The organism is Pseudomonas sp. P65(2024), from assembly GCF_057480955.1.
The window spans coordinates 301994-324001 of sequence record NZ_JBLIYX010000004.1 but is presented as its reverse complement, the minus strand read 5'-3'; the positions used below and the strand labels follow the sequence as shown (position 1 = coordinate 324001).

Sequence of the window (22008 nt, the reverse complement as noted above, 5' to 3'; positions counted from 1 at the left end):
ATGAAGAGAGCGCCGCGTGGAATCCGAAGTCAGTCGAGTCCAACTCAGCCACGATCCACGCAGTCAGCATGACGACCCGCTGCTGGACAGCCTGCTGACCCTGTGTGTCCTGCACCAGAAGCCCGCCAGCCGGGCCATGCTGACCACCGGGCTGCCCTTGCCCTCGCAGCGCCTGACCCCCGAGCTGCTGCCCCGTGCAGCCGCCCGGGCCGGGCTGCAGGGGCGCCTGCTGCAGCGCAAGCTCGAGCAGATCCCCAGCATCGCCATGCCGGCGATGCTGCTGCTCAAGGAAGGCCGTTGCGCCGTCCTGCTCGGCTGGGAGAACGAAGACACCGCGCGCCTGCTGCTCAGCGAGAGCGACGGCGGCGAGGTGCATGTCACCCGTGAGGCGCTGCAGGGCGACTACAGCGGCAAGGTGTTCTTCGCCCAGCCGCAGCACAAGTTCGACGTCAACCACGGCAACCTGATCCCGCGCGCGCGCTCGTGGTTCCGCGACACCCTGCTGCGTAGCAAGTGGCTGTACATCGATGCCATCGCCGCCAGTCTGGTGATCAACCTGATTGCCCTGGCCGCGCCGTTGTTCGTGATGAACGTGTACGACCGCGTGGTGCCCAACCAGGCCACCTCGACCTTGTGGGTGCTGGCCATCGGCATTGCCGGTGCCTATGTCTTCGACCTGATTCTCAAAGGCTTGCGCAGCCTGTGCCTGGACCTGGCCGGCAAGAAGACCGACCTGATCATCTCGGCGACGCTGTTCGAGCGCATCGTCGGGATGTCGATGAAGTACCGCCCGGCACGGGTCGGCAGCTTCGCCCAGAATATCCACGAGTTCCAGGGCCTGCGCGACTTCCTCGCCTCGCTGACCCTGACCAGTCTGATCGACCTGCCGTTCACCTTCCTGATCCTCATGGTCATCGCCATCATTGGTGGGCACCTGGTGTGGATTCCGATCCTGGCCTTCCCGTTGGCGCTGGGCATCGGCTATGCCTTGCAGAAGCCGTTGATGGCAACCATGGAGCGCACCATGGCCCTGGCCTCCGAGCGCCAGTCGAGCCTGATCGAGACCCTCGCCGGGCTGGATGCGGTCAAGGTCAACAACGCCGAGAGCGAGCGCCAGTACATGTGGGAGCAGACCCTCGGCACCCTGAGCCGCCTGGAGCTGCGGGTGAAGGTACTGTCGGGCCTGGCCATGAACATCACCGCGCTGATCCAGCAACTGGCCGGCGTGGCGATGATCTGCGTGGGCGTGTACCTGATCATCGACGGCAACCTCAGCATGGGCGGCCTGGTGGCCTGCTACATGCTCAGCGGTCGCGCCCTTGGCCCGCTGGGCTCGCTGAACGGCCTGCTGGCCCGCTACCAGCAAGCCAAGGTGACCATGGTCGCCACCGACCAGATGATGGAACTGCCCCAGGAGCGCAACTTCGAAGAGCGCCCACTGAGCCGCCAGGTGCTGCAGGGCGCCATCGAGTTCCGTGGGGTCGAGTTCACCTACCCGAATCAGCAGAACCAGGCGCTCAAGGGCATCAACCTGAACATTCGCCCGGGCGAGAAGATCGGCATCATCGGCCGCAGCGGGTCGGGCAAGAGTTCCCTGGCCAAGCTGATCGTGGGCCTGTACGAACCGGACAACGGCTCGCTGCTGGTCGATGGCGTGGACATCCGCCAGATCGACGTCAGCGAACTGCGCCACAACATCGGCTACGTGCCCCAGGACATCCAGCTGCTGGCCGGCACCCTGCGCGACAACCTGGTGAGCGGTGCCCGCTACATCGAGGACGAACTGATTCTCCAGGCTGCGGAACTGGCCGGCGTGCATGAGTTCGCCCGGCTGCACCCCGACGGCTACGAGCTGCAGGTCGGCGAGCGTGGCCAGAACCTCTCCGGCGGTCAGCGGCAGAATGTCGCCCTGGGCCGCGCGCTGCTACTCAACCCGCAGATCCTGCTGCTCGACGAGCCCACCAGCGCCATGGACAACACCGGCGAGGAGCGTCTCAAGCAGCGCCTGGCCGCGGTGATCGAGAACAAGACCGTGCTGCTGGTCACCCACCGGGCGTCATTGCTGTCGCTGGTGGACCGGTTGATCGTCATCGATCGTGGACAGATTGTCGCGGATGGCCCGAAAGCCGCCGTCATGGATGCGCTGAAGAAGGGGCAGATCAGTGTTGCATAAGCTGGATATCGGGCGTTTCAAGGACAACCTGCGCCGCTACTTCAAGGGCTCCGAGTCGCTGGCCGGCCAGCCGCTGCCCGAGGTCAACAAGGCGTTGATCGAGGACGCGCCACGGGTGGTGCGCCTGACCATCTGGGGCGTGATCGCGTTCTTCCTGTTCCTGATCATCTGGGCCAGTGTCGCGCCCATCGACGAGGTGACGCGCGGGGAGGGCAAGGCCATCCCGTCGTCCAAGGTGCAGAAAATCCAGAACCTCGAGGGCGGCATCGTCGCCGAAATCTTCGCCAAGGAAGGGGAGATCGTCGAGGTCGGCCAGCCGCTGCTGCGCCTGGACGAAACCCGCTTCGCCTCCAACGTCGACGAGACCGAGGCTTCGCGCCTGGCCATGGCCTTGCGCGTGCAGCGCCTGACGGCCGAGGTCGAGGACAAGCCGCTGCAGATCGACGAAGAGCTGCGCAAGGCCGCGCCAAGCCAGGCCGCCAACGAACAGTCGCTGTACCAGAGCCGTCGCCAGCAACTGCAGGACGAGCTTGGCGGCCTGCAGCAGCAACTGGTGCAGAAGCAGCAGGAGCTGCGCGAGTTCAACTCCAAGCGCGCCCAGTACGCCAACAGCCTGCAGTTGCTGCGCCAGGAAATCGCGATGTCCGAGCCGCTGGTGGCCCAGGGCGCGATCTCCCAGGTCGAGGTGCTGCGCCTGCGTCGCGCCGAGGTCGAGAACCGTGGCCAGATGGACTCCACCGCCCTGGCCATCCCCCGTGCCGAGGCGGCGATCAAGGAAGTCGAGAGCAAGATCGAGGAGACCCGCGGCAAATTCCGCAGCGAGGCGCTGACCCAGCTCAACGAGGCCCGCACCGAGCTGAACAAGGCCACCGCCACCAGCAAGGCGCTGGACGACCGCGTGCACCGCACCATGGTCACCTCGCCGGTGCGCGGCATCGTCAAGCAACTGCTGGTCAACACCATCGGCGGGGTGATCCAGCCGGGCAGCGACATCATCGAGATCGTGCCGCTGGACGACACCCTGGTGGTAGAGGCGAAGATCCTGCCCAAGGACATCGCCTTCCTGCACCCGGGCCAGGAAGCCACGGTCAAGTTCACCGCCTATGACTACACCATCTACGGCGGCATGAAGGCCAAGCTCGAGCAGATCGGTGCCGACACCATCACCGACGAAGACAAGAAGACCACCTACTACCTGATCAAGCTGCGTACCGACAAGAGCCACCTGGGCACGGACGAGAAGCCGCTGCTGATTATTCCGGGGATGGTGGCGACAGTGGATATCATGACCGGCAAGAAGACCATCATGAGCTATCTGCTCAAGCCGATCATCAAGGCCCGCAGCGAGGCGCTTCGCGAGCGCTGATCAATCTTGTGGGAGCGGCCTCGGTAAGGCCGCTCCTTCATATGGATATGTCGTAACGGTATTTAAAATCCTGTTCTTATGACTTTATAGTCACCCCACTGCGTACCCGCCGACCAATCGGCGCGCCGCACGACTCGAACCCACACGGGCAATCCCCGTGCGTTTCCGATCGTTGCGCGCCCTGAAGTCGCGCACTGCGTGGGAGTGAACAATGCCAGCCGCCTCGAACGCCTTGTCGACCATCGACAGCGCCCTGCCGCAAACCTTCGACATCCGTCCGTTCCCCGGCGCCGTTGGTGCCGAGATCATCGGCCTCGACCTGGCCCGTGCGGTTAATGCCGAGGATTTCACCCGTATTCACCGCGCCCACCTGGACCATCACGTCCTGGTGTTTCGCGACCAGCGCATTAACCCCGAACAGCAGATCGCCTTCAGCCGCCGTTTCGGCGAGCTGCAGATCCATGTGCTCAAGCAGTTCCTGCTCGCCGGCCATCCCGAGATCCTGATCGTTTCCAATATCGTCGAGGACGGCCGCAACGTCGGCCTGGGCGATGCCGGCAAGTTCTGGCATTCGGACCTGTCGTACAAGGAGCTGCCGAGCCTGGGCTCGATGCTGCACGCCCAGGAGCTGCCCAGCGAAGGCGGTGACACCTTGTTCGCCGACATGCACAAGGCCTGGGACGCGCTGCCCGAGGCCCTGCGTCGGGTCGTCGAGGGCCGCAGCGCCGCCCACTCCTATACCGCCCGTTACGCCGAGACCAAGTTTGAAGGCAACTGGCGCCCGACGCTGACCGCCGAGCAACTGGCCCAGGTCCAGGAGGTTATCCATCCGGTGGTGCGTACCCACCCGGAAAACGGCCGCAAGGCGCTGTTCGTCAGCGAAGGCTTCACCACCCGCATCGTCGGCCTGCCGGATGACGAAAGCCGCGACGTGCTGCAACAGCTGTACGCCTTGAGCGTGTTGGAGCAGAACATCTATCGCCACCAATGGCAGCCCCACGACCTGGTGTTCTGGGACAACCGCTCGCTGATCCACCTGGCCACCGGTTGCCCCGCGCACCTGCGCCGCAAGCTGTACCGCACCACCATCCAGGGCGATGCCCCGTTCTGACGACTGAGGAAACACATCATGCGCAAATCCATCAGCCGCCTGGCGGCAAGTATCGGCCTGGGCGCCAGCTTGGGTCTGGGCAGCCTGGCGGCGCCGACCGTGGCCCACGCCGAAGGGCAGATCCGCATCGCCGAACAGTTCGGCATCGTCTACCTGCTGCTCAATGTGGTGCGCGACCAGCAACTGATCGAGAAGCACGGCAAGGAGCAGGGCCTCGACATCAAGGTCGACTGGGCCCAGCTGTCCGGTGGTGCGGCGATCAACGACGCCTTGCTGTCCGGTTCGGTGGACATCGCCGGCGCCGGTGTCGGGCCGCTGCTCACCGTGTGGGATAGAACCCGCGGCCGGCAGAACGTCAAGGCCGTGGCCTCGCTGGGCAACTTCCCGTACTACCTGGTCAGCAGCAACCCCAATGTGAAGACCATCGCCGATATCTCCGACAAGGACCGTATCGCCGTCCCGGCGGTGGGCGTTTCGGTGCAGTCGCGCTTCCTGCAGTATGCCGCCGCCCGGCAGTGGGGCGACAAGGAGTACAACCGCCTCGACAAGTACACCCTGGCCGTGCCGCACCCGGACGCCACCGCGGCTTTGCTGGCCGGCGGCACCGAGCTCAACGGGCACTTCTCCAACCCTCCGTTCCAGGACCAGGTGCTGGCCAACAAGAACGTGCACGTGGTGCTCGACAGCTACGACCTGCTCGGCCCCAACTCACCGACCCTGCTGTTCGCCACCGAGAAATTCCGCAAGGACAACCCCAAGACCTACAAGGCCTTCGTCGACGCCCTGGCCGAGGCCGCCGACACCTACATCCGCGTGACCAAGGCCAAGATCGACCGCGAGGCGCTGATCAAGTTGATCGACAACCCGCAGTACGAATTCACTGTCACGCCGAAGAACACCTACAAGTTGGCCGAGTTCCTCTACCGGGTCGGCGCGATCAAGAACAAGCCCGAATCGTGGAAGGACTACTTCTTCCAGGATGAACGCCCGTTGCAGGGGAGCTGAGCGCCGATGACCGCCCCATTGCCAGGCCACACGGCCAGCAACCTGAGCCGTGTCGCCACCCCACCGCTGCTGGCGGTGGACAACCTGAGCCTTGAATACCGCACCGCCCAGCGCGTGGTGCGGGCCACCCACCAGGTCAGTTTCGAGGTCGACCGCGCCGACCGTTTCGTCTTGCTCGGCCCGTCCGGCTGCGGCAAGTCCACCTTGCTCAAGGCTGTGGCCGGCTTCATCGCGCCACGGGAAGGGCAGATCCTGCTCCAGGGCCAGCCGGTGCGCGGCCCGGGGCCGGACCGCATCGTGGTGTTCCAGGAGTTCGACCAGTTGCCGCCGTGGAAGACGGTGAAGCAGAACGTGATGTTCCCGCTGCTGGTGTCCGGCCAGCTCAAGCGCGCCGAGGCCGAGGAGCGGGCGCTGCATTACCTCGAGAAAGTCGGCCTGGCCGCCTTCGCCGACGCCTACCCGCACACCCTGTCCGGTGGCATGAAGGCCCGCGTGGCCATCGCCCGGGCACTGGCCACGCAGCCGAAGATCCTGCTGATGGACGAGCCGTTCGCCGCCCTCGACGCCCTGACCCGGCGCAAGATGCAGGAAGAGCTGCTGCTGCTGTGGGAGGAGGTGCGCTTCACCCTGCTGTTCGTCACCCACTCCATCGAAGAGGCGCTGGTGGTGGGCAATCGCATCCTGCTGCTGTCGCCGCATCCCGGGCGGGTGCGGGCCGAGGTGCACAGCCACCAGTATGACCTCGGTAGCCTCGGCGCCAGCGATTTCCAGGCCAGTGCCCGGCGTATCCACCGGCTGTTGTTCGACGAGGCCGATGCCTCGACGCCAGCGGACGATCTGGGCTTCAACGATATCCGTATCGCCTACTGACGGGAGCCAGGGCATGACGACGACACCTGTACGCCAGGAATACGAAGTGCAGCTGCAACCCCTGCCGGGTGTGCCGCTGGAGCGCGAGCTGCCGCTGGTGCAACGCTTGTGGCAACAGGGCTGGCTGCGCAAGGCCGTGATCCTGGTACTGCTTGCGTTGGTCTGGGAGGCCGTTGCCCGCTATACCGGCAACGACCTGCTGCTGCCGAGCTTCCTGCAGACCGCCAGCGCGTTGTGGGACGGGCTGCTCAGCGGCGAGCTGCCGGCCAAGGTCGGCGTATCGCTGGTGGTGCTGCTCAAAGGCTATGTGCTGGGCATCGTCCTGGCCTTCGGCCTGACCAGCCTCGCCGTCTCGACGCAAGTGGGGCGCGATCTGCTGGGCACGCTGACCTCGATGTTCAACCCGCTGCCGGCCATCGCCCTGCTGCCGTTGGCCTTGCTCTGGTTCGGCCTGGGCGACAACAGCCTGATCTTCGTGCTGGTGCACTCGGTGCTGTGGGCGCTGGCGCTGAACACCTACGCGGGCTTCCTGGGCGTGTCCGAGACCCTGCGCATGGCCGGGCGCAACTACGGGCTGCGCGGCCTGCGCCTGGTGCTGCATATCCTGGTGCCGGCGGCGCTGCCGTCGATCCTGTCGGGGCTGAAGATCGGCTGGGCCTTCGCCTGGCGTACGCTGATCGCCGCCGAGCTGGTGTTCGGCGCCAGCAGCGGCAAGGGCGGGCTGGGTTGGTACATCTTCCAGAACCGCAACGAGCTGTATACCGACAAGGTGTTCGCCGGATTGGCGGTGGTAATTCTTATCGGCCTGCTGGTGGAGGGGCTGGTGTTCAACACCCTGGAGCGGCTGACCGTGCGGCGGTGGGGGATGCAGCGCTAGGGCTCGCGGAGCTCAATTCCGATACCGCGCCGCAGCGCTGTCCAGCGTCCGCGCAATCTCCTCGCGCAGCGCCTGCGGCGCTTCCACCACCAGCCCATCCCCCTGGCTCAGCAACCACCAGCGCAGGGGCCAGCCGTCCGCCACCGTCGCCCGCAGCCGGTGCCCCTGTTCCAGGGCAGTCAGTTGCATGTCGGCAGTCAACGGCGCTTCGCGCAGTCGGCGGGCCAGCAGGTCGCTGATCCATGCCTGCAACTCGACCCCTTCCCCTTGCCCTGGCTGCAGCGTATCGCCGCGCAGGTACCCCTGCAGGTCGAAATTCCCACGCAGCTCGCCACCGGCATTGGCCGACCAGTGCCAGCCGAACGGGATGCTCTTGTCGTTGCGCTCCAGCGGGAAGATCAGCGACAGCTCGTTGAGGTCGCGCTCGACCGTGCGCTTGCTGACGGTGAAGCCCACGTCACGCAGGCGCCACACCAGTTCGGCACTGGTGATCCCGGGGGAGCGGCTGGGCAATTGACGGAGCAAGGCCCATTGGCGGCTGAGGGTGGCGCGGGTGGTGGCGAACGGCAAAAGGAAACGTCCTTGTCTAGGCTTGCCGGCATAGGATGGCGGCACGGGTAGGGCATGGCAATTGGCCACAGCGTGCTCAGATCAAGGAAGATGCAATTGGTTGCCTGGGATCAATTCGTTCGCGACAGGTTTTGTCGTGGCATCGCGCAGAATCACGCCTCACCACAGTGGAGGTTGGAGCTGTGGGTCGTTCAATGAGGATGAACATGTCTGCCGCCAGCAATATCCATTCGCTGCTCGCCCGGCTTCTCCCCGAGCGGATCGTCCCGGCCCCGGCACGCCCCGGACAGCGCCACAGGCTGTTCGCCGGGGTCGGCATGCCCAGCCAGCAGGCCTTGAGCGGCGAGCGTTTCGGCCTGTCCGATCGGCTGGACGAGGCGGTCGACCTGCAGGCGGTCTACCACGACCTGTGCCGCCAGGCTTTGCTGGGCAATGTCGCGGCGCTCAATGACCTGGGCTGGATCTGGCTCAACGGCAAGTACTGGCGCGGCGACACCGTGCTGGCCGGCCACCTGCTGCGCATGGCCGCGCTGCAGGGCAATGCCGCGGCCTGGTTCAACCTTGGCCAGCAGCATTATTTCGGCAAGGGTGTGGATGTCTCCTATGCCAACGCGGCCGAATACTACCGGCATGCCTTCGAGCGGGGCATGGTGCATGCCGCTGCGGCGCTGGGAGATTTGTACGAAGAAGAGGTGTGCGAGGGCGACCAGGTGTGGCAGGTCGACCCGCTCGAGGCGTACCAGTGGTTCCTGCGTGGCGCCCAGCGCGGGGAGACGCGCTGCCGCTTCGAGGTAGGCTACCGCTTGTTGCATGGGGTGTATGTCGAGGCGGACACCAAGGCCGGGCTGTATTGGCTGGAGCTGGCGGCGGCGACTGGCGTGATGCAGGCGGCCGAGGAGTTGGCGGTGCATTTCAGCAGTCGCGATGCGGCGCGCTACCTCGGCTGGCGCGACCAGGCCATCCAGATGGGCAGCACCCTGGCGCTGACCATGAAGCTGGAAGACCAGATCCAGCCGTGAGGCAATGTTCAGCGCGATCCCTGGAGCGGCCTTGCCGAGGCGTCGGACCGGTCGCTCCAGGGATCGTGTTATCCGGCCAGATCGCGGGTAGATGAACAACCTTTCATCGTTTCCCTCCGTCACCCCTGGTTGACGACAGGGGTAGGGCAGGGCGTATATTGATAGTTAGCAAACTATGAATATCTTCGGTTCCCAAATGTCCCTCGACGCACTGCACCTGAAAATCAGCAGCGGCATGGTCGTCGCTGCCCGTCATTGGCGGCGCCTTTGCCAGGGCGCCCTGACCGGCTACGGCATTTCCGAAGCCTGCGCCGTGCCGCTGCTGATGATCGTGCGCCTGGGCGACGGTGTGCATCAGGTGGCAGTGGCGCAGGCGGCCGGGCTGGAAAGCCCGTCGCTGGTGCGCCTGCTCGACCAGCTGTGCAAGGCCGGGCTGGTCTGCCGCAGCGAGGATCCGCTGGACCGCCGCGCCAAGGCCCTGAGCCTGACCGTCGAGGGGCGCGCCCTGGCGGAGTCCATCGAAGGCGAACTGGTGCGCCTGCGCCGTGAGGTGCTCGGCGGTATCGACCAGGCCGACCTGGACGCCACCTTGCGGGTGATCCAGGCGTTCGAAGCCGCGGGCGTGATGCCATGAGTGGCTTCTTCAGCTCCGTGCCCCCGGCCCGCGACTGGTTCTACGGCGTGCGCACCTTCGCCGCGTCGATGATCGCCCTGTACATCGCCTTGCTCATGCAGTTGCCGCGTCCCTACTGGGCCATGGCCACGGTGTACATCGTCTCCAGCCCGTTCCTCGGCCCGACCACCTCCAAGGCGCTTTACCGGGCCCTGGGTACGTTGCTGGGCGCCGGCGGAGCGATCCTACTGGTGCCGCCGCTGGTGCAGTCTCCGCTGCTGCTGAGCATTGCCATCGCCCTGTGGACCGGCACCTTGCTGTTCCTTTCGTTGAACCTGCGCACGGCCAACAACTACGTGCTGATGCTGGCCGGCTATACCCTGCCGATGATCGCCCTGGCGGTGGTCGACAACCCGCTGGCGGTGTTCGACGTTGCCTCGTCCCGCGCCCAGGAGATCTGCCTGGGCATCGTCTGCGCGGCGGTGGTCGGCGCGATTTTCTGGCCGCGCCGGCTGGCGCCGGTGGTGGTGGGCGCGACCGGCAACTGGTTCGCCGAGGCGATCCGCTACAGCGATACCTACCTGGCCCGCGAGGCCAGCGCCGACAAGGTCGGCGGCATGCGTGGCGCGATGGTTGCCACCTTCAACTCGCTGGAATTGATGATCGGCCAGCTCGGCCACGAAGGCGCCGGCCCGCATACCCTGAAAAATGCCCGTGAGCTGCGTGGCCGGATGATCCACCTGTTGCCGGTGATCGATGCCCTGGACGACGCCCTGATCGCCCTCGAGGGCCGCGCCCCGGCCCAGTTCGCCCAGTTGAAACCGGTACTCGATGCTGCTCGTGAATGGCTCAAGGGCACTGCCGACAGCGCCTCGGTGGCGCGCTGGACCGCCCTTCACGAGCGGATCGACCGCCTGCAGCCCGGCGCCGCCGCCATCGACCAGCGCGCCGAACTGCTGTTGTCCAACGCCCTCTACCGGCTGACCGAATGGGCCGATCTCTGGCAGGACTGCTGCAGCTTGCAGCACGCCCTGCGCAAGGACGACGCCACGCCCTGGCACGCGGTCTACCGTCACTGGCGCCTGGGCCGTCTGACGCCGTTCTTCGACCGTGGCCTGATGCTCTATTCGGTGTTCTCCACCGTCACCGCCATCATCGTCGCCTGCGGCCTGTGGATCGGTCTGGGCTGGAACGACGGCGCCAGCGCGGTGATCCTCGCCGCCGTGTCGTGCAGTTTCTTCGCCGCCATGGACGACCCGGCGCCGCAGATCTACCGGTTCTTCTTCTGGACCTTGATGTCGGTGATCTTCTCCAGCCTGTACCTGTTCCTGGTACTGCCCAACCTGCACGACTTTCCGATGCTGGTGCTGGCCTTCGCGGTGCCGTTCATTTGCGTCGGCACCCTGACCGTGCAGCCGCGTTTTTACCTCGGTACCCTGCTGACCATCGTCAACACTTCGACCTTCATCAGTATCCAGGGCGCCTACGACGCCGACTTCTTCACCTTCATCAACGCCAACCTGGCCGGTCCCGTGGGCCTGCTGTTCGCCTTCATCTGGACCCTGGTGGTGCGCCCGTTCGGCGTGGAGCTGGCGGCCAAGCGCATGACCCGCTTCACCTGGCGCGACATCGTCGAGATGACCGCGCCGGCCACCCTGGCCGAGCACCGCCAGGTCGGCGTGCAGATGCTCGACCGCCTGATGCAGCACCTGCCGCGCCTGTCGCAGACCGGCCAGGACAGCGGCGTGGCCCTGCGCGACCTGCGCGTGGGCCTGAACCTGCTCGACCTGCTGGCCTACCTGCCGCGCGCCGGCGCCGAGGCCCGCGAACGCCTGCGCACGGTGATCGAGGAGGTAGGCAGTCACTACGCCGCCTGCCTGCGTGCCGGCGAGCGCCTGCATGCCCCGGCGGCGCTGCTGCGCAACATGGAGCGTGCGCGCCTGGCGCTGAACCTGGACGAATTGTACGAACGCGGCGACGCCCGCACCCACCTGCTGCACGCCTTGAGCGGCCTGCGCCTGGCGCTGCTGCCGGGCGTGGAAGTGATGCTCGAGCCTGCCGAGCAAACGCAACTGCCCCCCGGACTCGACGGAGCGCCCCTGTGATCGGTGAACTGGATATCAGCGGGGTGTTCCTGCCCACGCTGCTGGTGATGATGTTTGGCACCTACCTGCTGTTCCTCGGGGTGCACGCGGTGCTGGTGCGCCTGCATTTCTACCGCCTGGTCTGGCACCGGGCGCTGTTCAACGTTGCCCTCTATGCCGTGCTGCTTGGCGCGGTGGACCACTTTTGCCGAAGCCTGATGCTGCCATGAAAAAACCTTTGCTGACCCTGGGCCGCGTGGTCCTGACCTTGCTGGTAGTGACCTTCGCCGCCGTGCTCGTGTGGCAGATGGTGGTGTACTACATGTTCGCCCCCTGGACCCGAGATGGGCATATCCGTGCCGACGTGATCCAGATCGCCCCGGATGTGTCCGGGCTGATCCAGAAGGTCGAGGTGCGTGACAACCAGACCATCAAGCGCGGTGACGTGCTGTTCACCATCGACCAGGACCGCTTCACCCTGGCCCTGCGCCAGGCCAAGGCGACCCTGGCCGAGCGCCAGGAAACTCTGGCCCAGGCCTCCCGCGAGGCGCAGCGCAACCGCAAGCTGGGCAACCTGGTGGCGGCCGAGCAGCTTGAAGAGAGCCAGTCCCGCGAGGCCCGCGCCCGCTCGGCGGTGAACGAGGCCCAGGTGCAGGTGGATGTGGCCCAGCTCAACCTCGACCGCTCGGTGGTGCGCAGCCCGGTGGACGGTTACCTCAACGACCGCGCCCCGCGTGCCCACGAGTTCGTCAGCGCCGGGCGTCCGGTGCTGTCGGTGGTCGACAGCGCCTCGTACCATGTCGATGGTTACTTCGAAGAGACCAAGCTGGGCGGTATCCATATCGGCGATGCCGTGGAGATCCGCGTGATGGGCGACAACACCCGACTGCGTGGCCGGGTACAGAGCCTGGCCGCCGGCATCGAAGACCGCGACCGCAGCAGCGGTGCCAACCTGCTGCCCAACGTCAACCCGGCGTTCAGCTGGGTGCGCCTGGCCCAGCGGATTCCGGTGCGCATCGCCTTCGATGAAGTGCCGGAAGACTTCCGCATGATCGCCGGACGCACCGCCACGGTGTCGATCATCGAGGGCCAGCATCCATGAAACAGCTGATCCTGGCCGGGCTGTGCCTGTCCCTGGGGGCCTGCATGATGGTCGGCCCTGACTACGAGCTGCCCAAGGACGCCGCCGTGCAGCGCGACGACCTCAATGGCCCGCTGCGCCAGGACGCCGACAGCGTGGTCTCGGCGCCGGTGCCCGAGGACTGGTGGCAGTTGTACCAGGATCAACGGCTCAACGAGCTGGTGCGCCAAGCCCTGAGCGCCAACACCGAACTGCGCGTGGCCGCCGCCAACATCGCCAAGGCCCGCGCCCAGGTGGAGGTGGCCGAGTCCCAGGGGGGCTTCAACGGTGGAGTCAAGCTGGGCGCCCAGCGCCTGCAGGAGTCCGGCGAAGCGTTCCTGCTGCCGGAGAAAGTGCCGGTGGCCAATATCGGCGAAGCGATCATCAGCGCCAGCTACCAGTTCGACCTGTGGGGTACCTTCAAGCGCGGCACCGAGGCCGCCAAGGCCAACGCCGACGCGGTGCAGGCTGCCGCCGACACCGCGCGCATCACCCTGGTGGCCGATGTGGTCAAGGCCTATACCCAGGTGTGCTCGGCCAACGAGGAATACCACATCGCCCGAGAGTCGCTGGACCTGCAGCAGCAGAGCGTGCAACTGACCCAGCGCCTGCGCGACGCCGGGCGTGGCGACGAGACCCAGGTCACCCGTTCGCAGACCCAGTTCAAGTCCCTGCGCGCCGAACTGCCGCGCTTCAAGGCCGAGCGTGAGGCGGGCCTCTACACCCTTGCTGCGTTACTGGCCAAGCCGGTCGAGCAGTTGCCCGCCGGCACCGCCGATTGCGCCGAACTGCCCCACCTGTCGCAGCTGGTGCCGGTCGGTGACGGCGCGGCCCTGCTCAAGCGCCGCCCGGACGTGCGTCAGGCCGAGCGCCAGCTGGCGGCGGCCACCGCCAGCATCGGCGTGGCCACCGGCGCGCTGTACCCGGATATCAGCATCGGCGCCCAGGTGGGCACCATCGGCATCCTCGAGAACCTCGGCGAGCCGGCCACCAACCGTTGGGGCTTCGGTCCGCAGATAAGCTGGAACATCCCCACCAACGGCACCCGCGCGCGCATTCGCATGGCCGAAGCCTCGACCCAGGCGGCATTGGCGCATTTCGACGGGGTGGTGCTCAACGCCATTCGCGAAACCCAGACCCGCCTGGCGCAGTACAGCGCGCTGCTGGATCGGCGCGATGCCCTGGCCGAGGCAGAGCGTTCGGCCAAGGAGTCGGCGGACCAGACGCATCTGCGTTACCAGGTGGGGCGTGAGTCGTTCCTGGCGGACCTGCAGGCGACGCGGACCTATACAGACGTAAGGGCGCAGCTGGCGGCGGCCAACAGCCAGGTGGCGATGGGGCAGATAGGGGTGTTTCTGGCCTTGGGTGGCGGCTGGAAGGACAGTGCCAGGCCTTGATGATTCACCTGTAGGAGCGGCACAAGGCCGCTCCAGGGATTGTGTAGGTTAGTTCAGCACCCGCGCCGGCTCATCCGGCGGCAGGTTGTCCCGCCCACGCGGCTGCTTCGTCTGCCCAGGCACCGAACCGCCCAACTGCTCGGCCAGCTGCTGCGCCACATCCTCGCCCAGCGCCTTCGACACATCACGCACCACCCGCGGACGGTTCAGCGTCACGCGGCGGTCCTGGCCCTTCACCAGCTTGGTGTCCTGCCCCTCACCCATGGCGGTGAACGCCGAGGTGATCTCGTAGGTGCGGGTGTTGATCAGGCTGAAGTCGGCGACCACCGTCAGGCCCAGTACCGCCGAATAGCTGTCGGTGTGGTCCAGCGAGTTGATGTCCTGCTGGAAGTCGATGTCCGACAGGGTGCCGAACAGCACGTAGTCGGCACCCTTGAACGCGCCATTCTTGATGCGGCGGATCACGTCGTAGACGTCTTCCTTCGAGTCGGCGGTATAAGGACGGCCCTGGACCAGCTGGAACATGCCGGTCTTGAGGATCTCACCCTTGATGTCGCCACCGAACTTGCGCAGCTCGGTCTGCTCGATGTAGCTGTTAAGGCTCTCGTACTCGCTGTAGCTCGACTGGCCGCTGGCGTGATACATGCCGGCCTGGCCGCTGCTCTGGGCGTTGATGGTGTGGATGTATTCCTCCACCTGCGCCTGGTAGGCCAGGTCGGTCACCGCCACCTTGGGGGCCGCCTGCGCGCCGAAGGCGCAGGCCAGGCCGATGATTGCCATCCATGCACGCATCGATCAGCGCTCCGTGGTCTTGCGGATTTCTTTTTCGTCCATCCACTCGGCCAGGCCGCTTTCCACGTCGATCAGCTGCAGGCTGAACTTGTAGAACACGTCCTTGTAGTCGCTGCTGCGCTTGACGATCGAGCTGATCGAGCCTTCCAGACGGTACTTGGCGGCGATCATGTTGCCGGTCTTGGCCACGGTCTTCTTCTTGTACAGACCGCTCTGGTTCTGCAGCTTGAGCTGGTCGACCTGGCTCTGCATGTCGGTGTTGTCGCTGGCGAAGCGGGCGGCGCCGGACTTCATCAGCTGGGTCTTGATGGAGGTGGTGATCTCGCGGGTATCGATGTACTCGCTGGTCTTGTTCTTGACGTCGTACACCTGCACCACCGGGCGGCCGTGCAGCACGCCGGACTGGGCCAGGGACCGGGTCATGCTCTCGGCGATCATCTGCAGGTCGGTGGAGCCGAACTCGTTGGTCACCAGCTCGACGGCCTTGCTGTCGCCGTAGCTGATGTTCTTGCCGCCGAGTACCGGCGACGGGGTGCTGCAACCGCTGACCAGGGCAATGGCGATGGCGGCGAGGGAAAGGCGTGCAAACATGGAACGTGCTCCTGAAAGGGATTACCGGGTGTGGACTTCGAGGCGGAAGTCGCGGGCAGCGGGGCTCGGGGCGATGGCGGGCAGGAACTTGGCCTGCTTGCCGTACAACGGCAGGGCTTTCCAGCTCTCCTCGTCGGCCACCGGGAAACCGTCGCTGCCCAGCCAGGCGAAGCGGTAGAAGAGTGTCTGGTTGCTGCGGCTGGTGTTGGTCAGCGCCACGTTGACTGTGAGGTAGCCGTTCTCGCGGGCGACGCGCATCTGGCCGACTTCGATGTCATCCAGCTGGCCCATGGTCACCACCTTGCTGGCGGCGCTGCCAGGGGCTGGGGGCGGGGTGGCGCAGCCGGCCAGGAGGGCGACGGCGGCCAGTGCGAGGCATGTTCTGCGCATGTTCGATCCTTGGGTTACTTGAGGCTGGCGACAGCGGTGGCTGCGGCCTGCGGTGCGACGACGACGGCCGGGCCGCCAGCGAATACGCGATTGCCGACCACGCGCAGGGTGACCACCTGGTAGGGGCGATCGACCTTCACGGTGACCTGGGTGCCGCCGAGGCTCGACGGCAGGCTCAGGTGGTGTTCGCCTGGCTTGAGGCGTACGCGGGCCACCTGGGTTTCGTCGGGCAGGGTGCGCCAGGTGCGGGTATCGGCGCCTTCCAGCACGGTGGAGGCGATGCCCACCACCAGCCCGGCCATCGGGTTGGTCTTGTTCAGGTTCTTCTGCGCCACGCCGCGGCTGATGGCGCGCACGCTGGTGCGCAGGATGATGCCCGGCATGTCGTCGCGCAGGGCGCGGCGCGACATGGCCGTGGTGCTGTTGAGCGCGGTCAGGGCCAGGGCCTTGTCGTTGAGCTGGATCTCGCCCAGGTGCGCGGTCGAGGTGTCTTCCTTGATGATCGGGAAGGACAGCGGGGTGATCACCAGGTTGTCCTGGATCGGCAGCGGCAGGGGAATGCGGATCGAGTCACGGGCCGGGGCCAGGCCGGTCTGCACCACGATCAGCACATCGCTTTCGCCGGCCTTGGCGCTGTTCTTGTCCAGGTCGAGCAGCGCCTGGTCGAGCAGCGGCGTGTTCGGGCGCAGCTCGGCGGCCTTGCGGTAGCCCGGCGCGGCCAGGCCCTTCTCGCCGAGGGCCTCGTAGACATAGCCGGACAGGTAATGGCTGAAGGCGCTCTGGTAGCTGTTCTTCAGGCCGACCACCTCTGGGGCGTCGAGGCTGGCGACCGGGTAACCCTGCAGGTCCTTGTACTCGGTCTTGATGCCTTCCTTCTCGGCCTCTTCCTCGCGCTTGAGGTATTCCTTGTCGCGCAGCTCGGCGATGATCGCCTCACGCTCGTGGGTCTTCTTGATCTCGGTGCGGGCGCCGTCGAAATCGTTCTGTGCCAACAGGTTCAGGGCCATCTGCGTGGTCAGCATGACTTTTTCGTAGTCATAGCCTTCGTAGCGGCGAACCTTGTCGTTGACCAGGTAGCTGCCGAACTGGCTCAGGTACTTGTCGGTGTCGAGCTTGACCGACTCTTCCCACTGGAACACCACGCTGTCGGCCGAGCGCCAGGCGTCCTGGCTGCCCTTGAGGTCACCCTTGGAGCGCAGCAGCTCGCCTTTTTCGAAGTAGTAGAGCAGGTCTTTCTGCTCGCCCTTGTTGTTGCTCTCGAGCAGGGCGAGGGCGGCGTCGACGTTGCCGGCGGCCAACTGCTTGTTGGTCTCCTGCAGTTCGCTGTCGTAGCTGCGGAACACCGAGCAGCCGGTGAGCTGCACGGCGGCGACCAGGGTCGCCAGGGTGAGGGCGCGGGATACCATCGGACTTCTTCTTTCCCTGAAACGGTTGGCCGCGTGGGCGGGGGCGGCAGATCCCTCTGTTTTATCGCCAGAACCTCTCGATGGAGGCGCCTTGATTGCTAATGGCTATTACGGCGGCGCGGGATTATACCCAAAGTAGTAGTACGGTGATGGCGAATTGCTTCGCATTTTTGGCGCCGATGCCATCAGTTGGAAAAATGCATTCCCGGTCGGTGCATTCCGTCAATTTGTCTCAAGATTTTTCATGAAATCTGCCCATGAGCCTTGAGCAGGGGAGAGTGGAAGTGAACAATGTTCTCTTTCGTATTTCCGTCGAGATTGGCCATGACTTCCCGTTCCCGTCTGCTTGCCTGGCTGCCTGCCCTGCTGTTTGGCCCGGTGCTGGCCCTGTGCAGCACCCCGACGCTGGCCGAAGCAACCGCCGAGGCGACCAAGGCGCTGCACCTGCTGGATTACATCGGTGCCGACTACCCGCCGACCGTACGCGACGGCAAGGTGGTGGACGACGGGGAATACCGCGAGCAGCAGGAGTTCAGCGGCGTGCTGGCCGAGCTGGTCAAGGGCCTGCCCGCGCATGCTGAGCACGGTGCCCTCGAGCAGGGTGTGCAGAGCCTGCGCGAGGCCATCGACCAGCGTCAGGACGGCGCCGCTGTTGCCCGCCAGGCCCGCCAACTGGGTGCGCGTCTGGCAGTGGCTTACGAGGTCAGCCAGGCCCCGGTGATCACCCCGGACCCAGCCCGCGGTGCGGCGCTGTATGCGCAGAACTGCGCGATCTGCCACGGTGACACCGGCCTGGGCGACGGCCCGGCCGGCATCGGCCTGGAGCCTGCGCCGGCCGACCTGCGCGATACCAGGCGCCTCGACCAGTTGAGCCTGTTCGACCTGTACAACACACTCGGGCTGGGCATTGAAGGCACCGAGATGCCGTCGTTCGCCGAACAACTCGACGAGCGCCAGCGCTGGGACGTGGCGGCCTACATCGCCAGCTTCACCGCCGACCCGCAGGCGGCCAAGGGCGACAAGACCTGGAACATCGCCGACCTGGCCCGGCAGACTCCGGCCGAAGTCGCCGCCAGCGAAGGCGCGGATGCCGTGGCCGCGTTCCGCGCCCAGCGCGCGCAGCCGCCGCAGGTCAAGCGTGGCCCGGCGCAGTTGCTCGAATACACCTCCAGTACCCTGGACAAGAGCCTGGCGGCCTACCGCGCCGGCGACCACGATCAAGCCTACGATTTGTCGGTGGCGGCCTACCTGGAAGGCTTCGAGCTGGTGGAAAGCTCGCTCGACAACATCGACGCCCACGCCCGCAAGGACACGGAAAAGTCACTGATGGCCTACCGTCAGTCGTTGCAGGACGGCCTGCCGGTGGCCCAGGCCGAACAGCGTCTGGCCGAGGCCAAGGCCAGGCTGGAGCAGGCCTCCAAGCTGCTGGGCAGCGATGGCCTGAGCTGGTCGTTGAGCTACGTCTCCGGCCTGCTGATCCTGCTGCGCGAGGGCCTGGAGGCGATCCTGGTGCTGGCGGCGATCCTGGCCTTCCTGCGCAATACCGGTCAGCAGTCGGGGGTGCGCAGCGTCAATATCGGCTGGGGCCTGGCGCTGGTCGCCGGCTTCGCCACCTGGGCCCTGGCGGCCTATGTGATCGACGTCGGCGGTGCGCAGCGGGAACTGCTCGAAGGTTGTACGGCGCTGTTCGCCGCGGTGATGGTGCTGTGGCTCGGCGTGTGGATGCACGATCGACGTCACGCCGCCGCCTGGCAGGACTACATCAAGCGCAGCCTGGTCACTGGCGGCGGGCGCTTCGGCTTTGCCTTGCTGGCGTTCTTCTCGGTATACCGCGAGCTGTTCGAGGTGATCCTGTTCTACGAGACCCTGTGGCTGCAGGCCGGCCCGGCTGGCCATCAGGCGGTGCTGGCCGGTGGCGCCACGGCGTTGGTGCTGCTGGTGGGCCTGGCCTGGGTGATCCTGCGCGGCTCGGCCAAGCTGCCGCTGTCGTTGTTCTTCAGCATCAACGCGGCGCTGTTGTGCGCGCTGTCGGTGGTGTTCGCCGGGCATGGCGTCAAGGCCCTGCAGGAAGCCGGGGTGTTGGGAACGCGGCCGGTGGCGTTCTTCGAGTTCGACTGGCTGGGGATTCATGCCGATGCCTATTCGCTGGGCGCGCAGGTCGTGGCGTTGCTGGCAATCGTGTTCCTCTACGGGCGCAGCCGGCTGGCCGAGAAGCGCCGGACAGCGGCCAGCTGAGATACTTCAGGGCCGTCATGCGGCCCATCGCGACGTAAGGCCACTCCACAGGCATACTGGCAGCTCTGTGGGAGCGGCCTTGTGTCGCGAAAGGAGGGCGCGGCCCTCCCAGCTATGCGAGGAAACGAAAGCAATGCGTGTATGGATCGATGCCGACGCCTGCCCCAAGGCGGCCAAGGACCTGATCGTCAAGTTCGCCCTCAAGCGCAAGCTCGAAGTGGTGATGGTGGCCGGCCAGCCGCAGATCAAGCCGGCCTTCGCCTGCGTGCGGCTGATCGTGGTGCCCAGCGGCATGGACGCGGCCGATGACTACCTGGTGGAGAACGCCGAGCCCGGCGAGCTGGTGATCTGCAGCGACGTGCCGCTGGCCGATCGCCTGATCAAGAAGGGCGTGGCGGCGCTGGATCCGCGCGGTCGCGAGTTCGACGAGCGCAACATGGGCGAGCGCCTGGCGGTACGCAACCTGTTCACCGAGCTGCGCGAGCAAGGTCAGGTTGGCGGTGGCCAGGCGCCCTATGGCGAGCGCGAGAAGCAGGCGTTCGCCAATGCGCTGGACCGCATTCTCACTCGCCTGTCCAAAGCCTGACGTTATCCCGGAAGCATCCGCCAAGCCTGTAGGAGCGGCCTTGTGTCGCGATGGGGCGCGTAGCGGCCCCAGGATCTTGGCATCATGCAAAATCGCCGGGGCGGCTACGCAGCCCATCGCGACACAAGGCCGCTCCCACAGGGACCGCAGCGGCTATGGGCTTGTGCTTTACCTGTAGCCGACGATGAGGCCGGTACGGGTAGCACAAGACAGATGTCCCTGCACCAGCGTCTGTCAGTCGTTCTCGTGGGTCAGCTCCAGCACCCGATCCACCAGCTTGTAGATGCCACCCGCCGCCTCGCTGATCGACTTGGCCAGCATGTACGCCGGCGTGGTCACCAGCTTGCGCTGGGTATCCTCGACAATGTCGTGCACATCGCACTCCTCATGGGTGCCGCCCATCTTCACCACCGCCGCGCTGGTGCCGGCGTCGTTGCCGATGGTGCAGACCACGCCCGGCCCGTAGATCTTCGCTGCCAGGGCCGGCGAGATGCAGATCAGGCCAACGGGCTTGCCCGCCTCGGCGAAGGCCTCGGCCAGGGCCAGCACATCTGGCTGCACGCTGCACTTGTCGCCTTCGACGGCAAAGTTGGAGAGATTCTTGGCCGCGCCGAAGCCGCCTGGAACGATCAGGGCGTCGAAGTCTTCGGCTTTGGCTTCGCGAATGTCCTTCACCTCGCCACGGGCAATGCGCGCCGACTCCACCAGCACATTGCGCGATTCGGGCATCTCTTCCCCGGTCAGGTGGTCGATCACATGCATCTGCGCGATGTTCGGCGCGAAGCACTGCACCTGGGCGCCACGCTGGTCCAGGCGCAGCAGGGTGATCACGCTTTCGTGGATCTCGGCGCCGTCGTACACGCCGCAACCGGACAGAATCACCGCAACTTTTTTTGTCATGCTCAATACTCCAGTGTCGAGGCGCTAAATGTCCTCTAGTTTGGCAGATGTAGCCATGGGATTTGCCCTTCGGCGGGCCTAATCTTCGTGGACAACCTTGGAGGTGGCCGTTCATGGACCTGATTCTGCTGGCCGTGCCGTTCTTCTTCGTGCTGATCGCGGTGGAGCTGATCGCCGACCGCGTGCGCGGCCGGCGCAATTACCAGCTCGCCGACTCGATCAACAGCCTGAGCACCGGCGCGCTGTCCACCAGCACCGGGTTGCTGACCAAAGGGGTGGGGCTGGTCACCTATGCCCTGGCCTGGGAACACCTGGCTTGGCTGCGGCTGCCGGCCGATGCCTGGTGGGTGTGGGTGGTCGCCTTCGTGCTCTACGACCTCTGCTACTACTGGCTGCACCGCCTGGGCCATGAGCGCAACGTCTTGTGGGCCGCGCACTCGGTGCATCACCAGAGCGAGGAGTACAACCTGACCACCGCCCTGCGCCAGACCAGCAGCGGCTTCCTGTTCTCCTGGATCTTCTACCTGCCGCTGGCGCTGCTGGGCGTGCCGCCCCTGGTGTTCATCACCGTGGCGTCGCTGAACCTGCTGTACCAGTTCTGGGTGCACACCCGCCATGTGCCCAAGCTGGGCTGGCTGGAGTGGATCTTCATCACGCCGTCCAACCATCGCGTCCACCATGCGCAGAATCCTTTGTACTTGGATCGCAACTACGGCGGCGTGTTCATAATCTGGGACCGGTTGTTCGGCACCTTCCAGGAGGAGGACGAACGCGAGCCTGTGATCTTCGGAGTAACCACGCCGCTGGCCAGCTGGAACCCGCTGTGGGCCAACGTGCAGTTCTACGCCCAGCTCTGGCACGACGCTCGTCGCGCCGGCAGTTGGTGGGACAAGTTGCGCATCT

General features: G+C 65.8%; 20 protein-coding genes and 1 pseudogene. 15 read left to right on the top strand and 6 right to left on the bottom strand.

Going from position 1 to position 22008, the window contains the following annotated elements; translation table 11 throughout:
• The first annotated feature begins 16 nt into the window (after positions 1–16).
• The 6 genes from AC25MA_RS08955 to AC25MA_RS08930 all read left to right on the top strand — a co-directional run bounded on the left by AC25MA_RS08955 (position 17) and on the right by AC25MA_RS08930 (position 7402).
• Entirely contained in the window at positions 17–2173 is a 2157-nt protein-coding gene (locus AC25MA_RS08955) for a type I secretion system permease/ATPase (RefSeq protein WP_028689256.1), read from the top strand.
• Positions 2163–3539, top strand: a complete 1377-nt coding sequence (locus AC25MA_RS08950) for an HlyD family type I secretion periplasmic adaptor subunit (protein ID WP_028689255.1) — start codon at positions 2163–2165, stop codon at positions 3537–3539. Before AC25MA_RS08955 ends, AC25MA_RS08950 begins: the two co-directional genes overlap by 11 nt.
• A gap of 211 nt (positions 3540–3750) precedes the next feature.
• Positions 3751–4650 (top strand): TauD/TfdA dioxygenase family protein, encoded by a 900-nt coding sequence (locus AC25MA_RS08945; protein ID WP_213882788.1) that lies wholly within the window; start codon positions 3751–3753, stop codon positions 4648–4650.
• Between the two features lie 18 nt (positions 4651–4668).
• Entirely contained in the window at positions 4669–5655 is a 987-nt protein-coding gene (locus AC25MA_RS08940; RefSeq protein WP_486971964.1) for an ABC transporter substrate-binding protein, read from the top strand.
• Between the two features lie 6 nt (positions 5656–5661).
• Entirely contained in the window at positions 5662–6525 is an 864-nt protein-coding gene (locus tag AC25MA_RS08935) for an ABC transporter ATP-binding protein (RefSeq protein WP_062362647.1), read from the top strand.
• 13 nt (positions 6526–6538) lie between these two features.
• Complete coding sequence (locus AC25MA_RS08930; protein WP_062362650.1) at positions 6539–7402, top strand: ABC transporter permease; 864 nt, start codon at positions 6539–6541, stop codon at positions 7400–7402.
• A 12-nt stretch (positions 7403–7414) separates the two neighbouring features.
• On the opposite strand, the gene AC25MA_RS08925 is transcribed toward AC25MA_RS08930, so the two are convergent.
• Complete coding sequence (locus AC25MA_RS08925; protein ID WP_028689250.1) at positions 7415–7972, bottom strand: WYL domain-containing protein; 558 nt, start codon at positions 7970–7972, stop codon at positions 7415–7417.
• 206 nt (positions 7973–8178) lie between these two features.
• Here AC25MA_RS08925 and AC25MA_RS08920 point away from each other — a divergent pair, with 206 nt between their 5' ends.
• From AC25MA_RS08920 to AC25MA_RS08895, 6 genes are all read left to right on the top strand, one after another.
• Positions 8179–8991: a tetratricopeptide repeat protein gene (locus tag AC25MA_RS08920; RefSeq protein ID WP_062362652.1), complete on the top strand. Its 813-nt coding sequence runs from the start codon at positions 8179–8181 to the stop codon at positions 8989–8991.
• A gap of 196 nt (positions 8992–9187) precedes the next feature.
• Entirely contained in the window at positions 9188–9625 is a 438-nt protein-coding gene (locus AC25MA_RS08915) for a MarR family winged helix-turn-helix transcriptional regulator (protein ID WP_028689248.1), read from the top strand.
• Positions 9622–11709: an FUSC family protein gene (locus AC25MA_RS08910; RefSeq protein WP_207852045.1), complete on the top strand. Its 2088-nt coding sequence runs from the start codon at positions 9622–9624 to the stop codon at positions 11707–11709. Before AC25MA_RS08915 ends, AC25MA_RS08910 begins: the two co-directional genes overlap by 4 nt.
• Positions 11706–11918 (top strand): DUF1656 domain-containing protein, encoded by a 213-nt coding sequence (locus AC25MA_RS08905; protein ID WP_016392395.1) that lies wholly within the window; start codon positions 11706–11708, stop codon positions 11916–11918. Before AC25MA_RS08910 ends, AC25MA_RS08905 begins: the two co-directional genes overlap by 4 nt.
• A complete protein-coding gene (locus tag AC25MA_RS08900; protein WP_028689246.1) occupies positions 11915–12790 on the top strand; it encodes an efflux RND transporter periplasmic adaptor subunit in 876 nt (291 codons plus the stop codon). The genes AC25MA_RS08905 and AC25MA_RS08900 overlap by 4 nt, the downstream gene beginning before the upstream one ends.
• Entirely contained in the window at positions 12787–14205 is a 1419-nt protein-coding gene (locus AC25MA_RS08895) for an efflux transporter outer membrane subunit (RefSeq protein ID WP_028689245.1), read from the top strand. The genes AC25MA_RS08900 and AC25MA_RS08895 overlap by 4 nt, the downstream gene beginning before the upstream one ends.
• A gap of 48 nt (positions 14206–14253) precedes the next feature.
• On the opposite strand, the gene AC25MA_RS08890 is transcribed toward AC25MA_RS08895, so the two are convergent.
• From AC25MA_RS08890 to AC25MA_RS08875, 4 genes are read right to left on the bottom strand one after another with little or no spacing between them, the layout of a single operon-like run.
• Positions 14254–14997 (bottom strand): hypothetical protein, encoded by a 744-nt coding sequence (locus AC25MA_RS08890; protein ID WP_028689244.1) that lies wholly within the window; start codon positions 14995–14997, stop codon positions 14254–14256.
• Positions 14998–15000: 3 nt separating this feature from the next.
• Entirely contained in the window at positions 15001–15588 is a 588-nt protein-coding gene (gene lpoB, locus AC25MA_RS08885) for a penicillin-binding protein activator LpoB (RefSeq protein ID WP_028689243.1), read from the bottom strand.
• Between the two features lie 21 nt (positions 15589–15609).
• Positions 15610–15978 carry a YcfL family putative periplasmic lipoprotein gene (locus AC25MA_RS08880; protein WP_028689242.1) on the bottom strand — a complete coding sequence of 123 codons (369 nt, stop codon included), beginning with the start codon at positions 15976–15978 and terminating at the stop codon, positions 15610–15612.
• A 14-nt stretch (positions 15979–15992) separates the two neighbouring features.
• A complete protein-coding gene (locus tag AC25MA_RS08875) occupies positions 15993–17384 on the bottom strand; it encodes a COG3014 family protein (RefSeq protein ID WP_062362660.1) in 1392 nt (463 codons plus the stop codon).
• 291 nt (positions 17385–17675) lie between these two features.
• Between AC25MA_RS08875 and AC25MA_RS08870 the strand changes: the two genes are divergently transcribed.
• On the top strand, positions 17676–19619 hold the full coding sequence (locus AC25MA_RS08870) for an FTR1 family protein (protein ID WP_486971963.1): 1944 nt from the start codon (positions 17676–17678) through the stop codon (positions 19617–19619).
• A 133-nt stretch (positions 19620–19752) separates the two neighbouring features.
• Positions 19753–20205 carry a YaiI/YqxD family protein gene (locus AC25MA_RS08865; RefSeq protein WP_028689239.1) on the top strand — a complete coding sequence of 151 codons (453 nt, stop codon included), beginning with the start codon at positions 19753–19755 and terminating at the stop codon, positions 20203–20205.
• A 234-nt stretch (positions 20206–20439) separates the two neighbouring features.
• On the opposite strand, the gene elbB is transcribed toward AC25MA_RS08865, so the two are convergent.
• On the bottom strand, positions 20440–21105 hold the full coding sequence (gene elbB / locus AC25MA_RS08860) for an isoprenoid biosynthesis glyoxalase ElbB (RefSeq protein ID WP_062362666.1): 666 nt from the start codon (positions 21103–21105) through the stop codon (positions 20440–20442).
• 113 nt (positions 21106–21218) lie between these two features.
• Here elbB and AC25MA_RS08855 point away from each other — a divergent pair.
• Positions 21219–21845 (top strand): annotated as a pseudogene (locus AC25MA_RS08855) (sterol desaturase family protein); the annotation flags it as partial.
• Positions 21846–22008 lie beyond the last annotated feature (163 nt).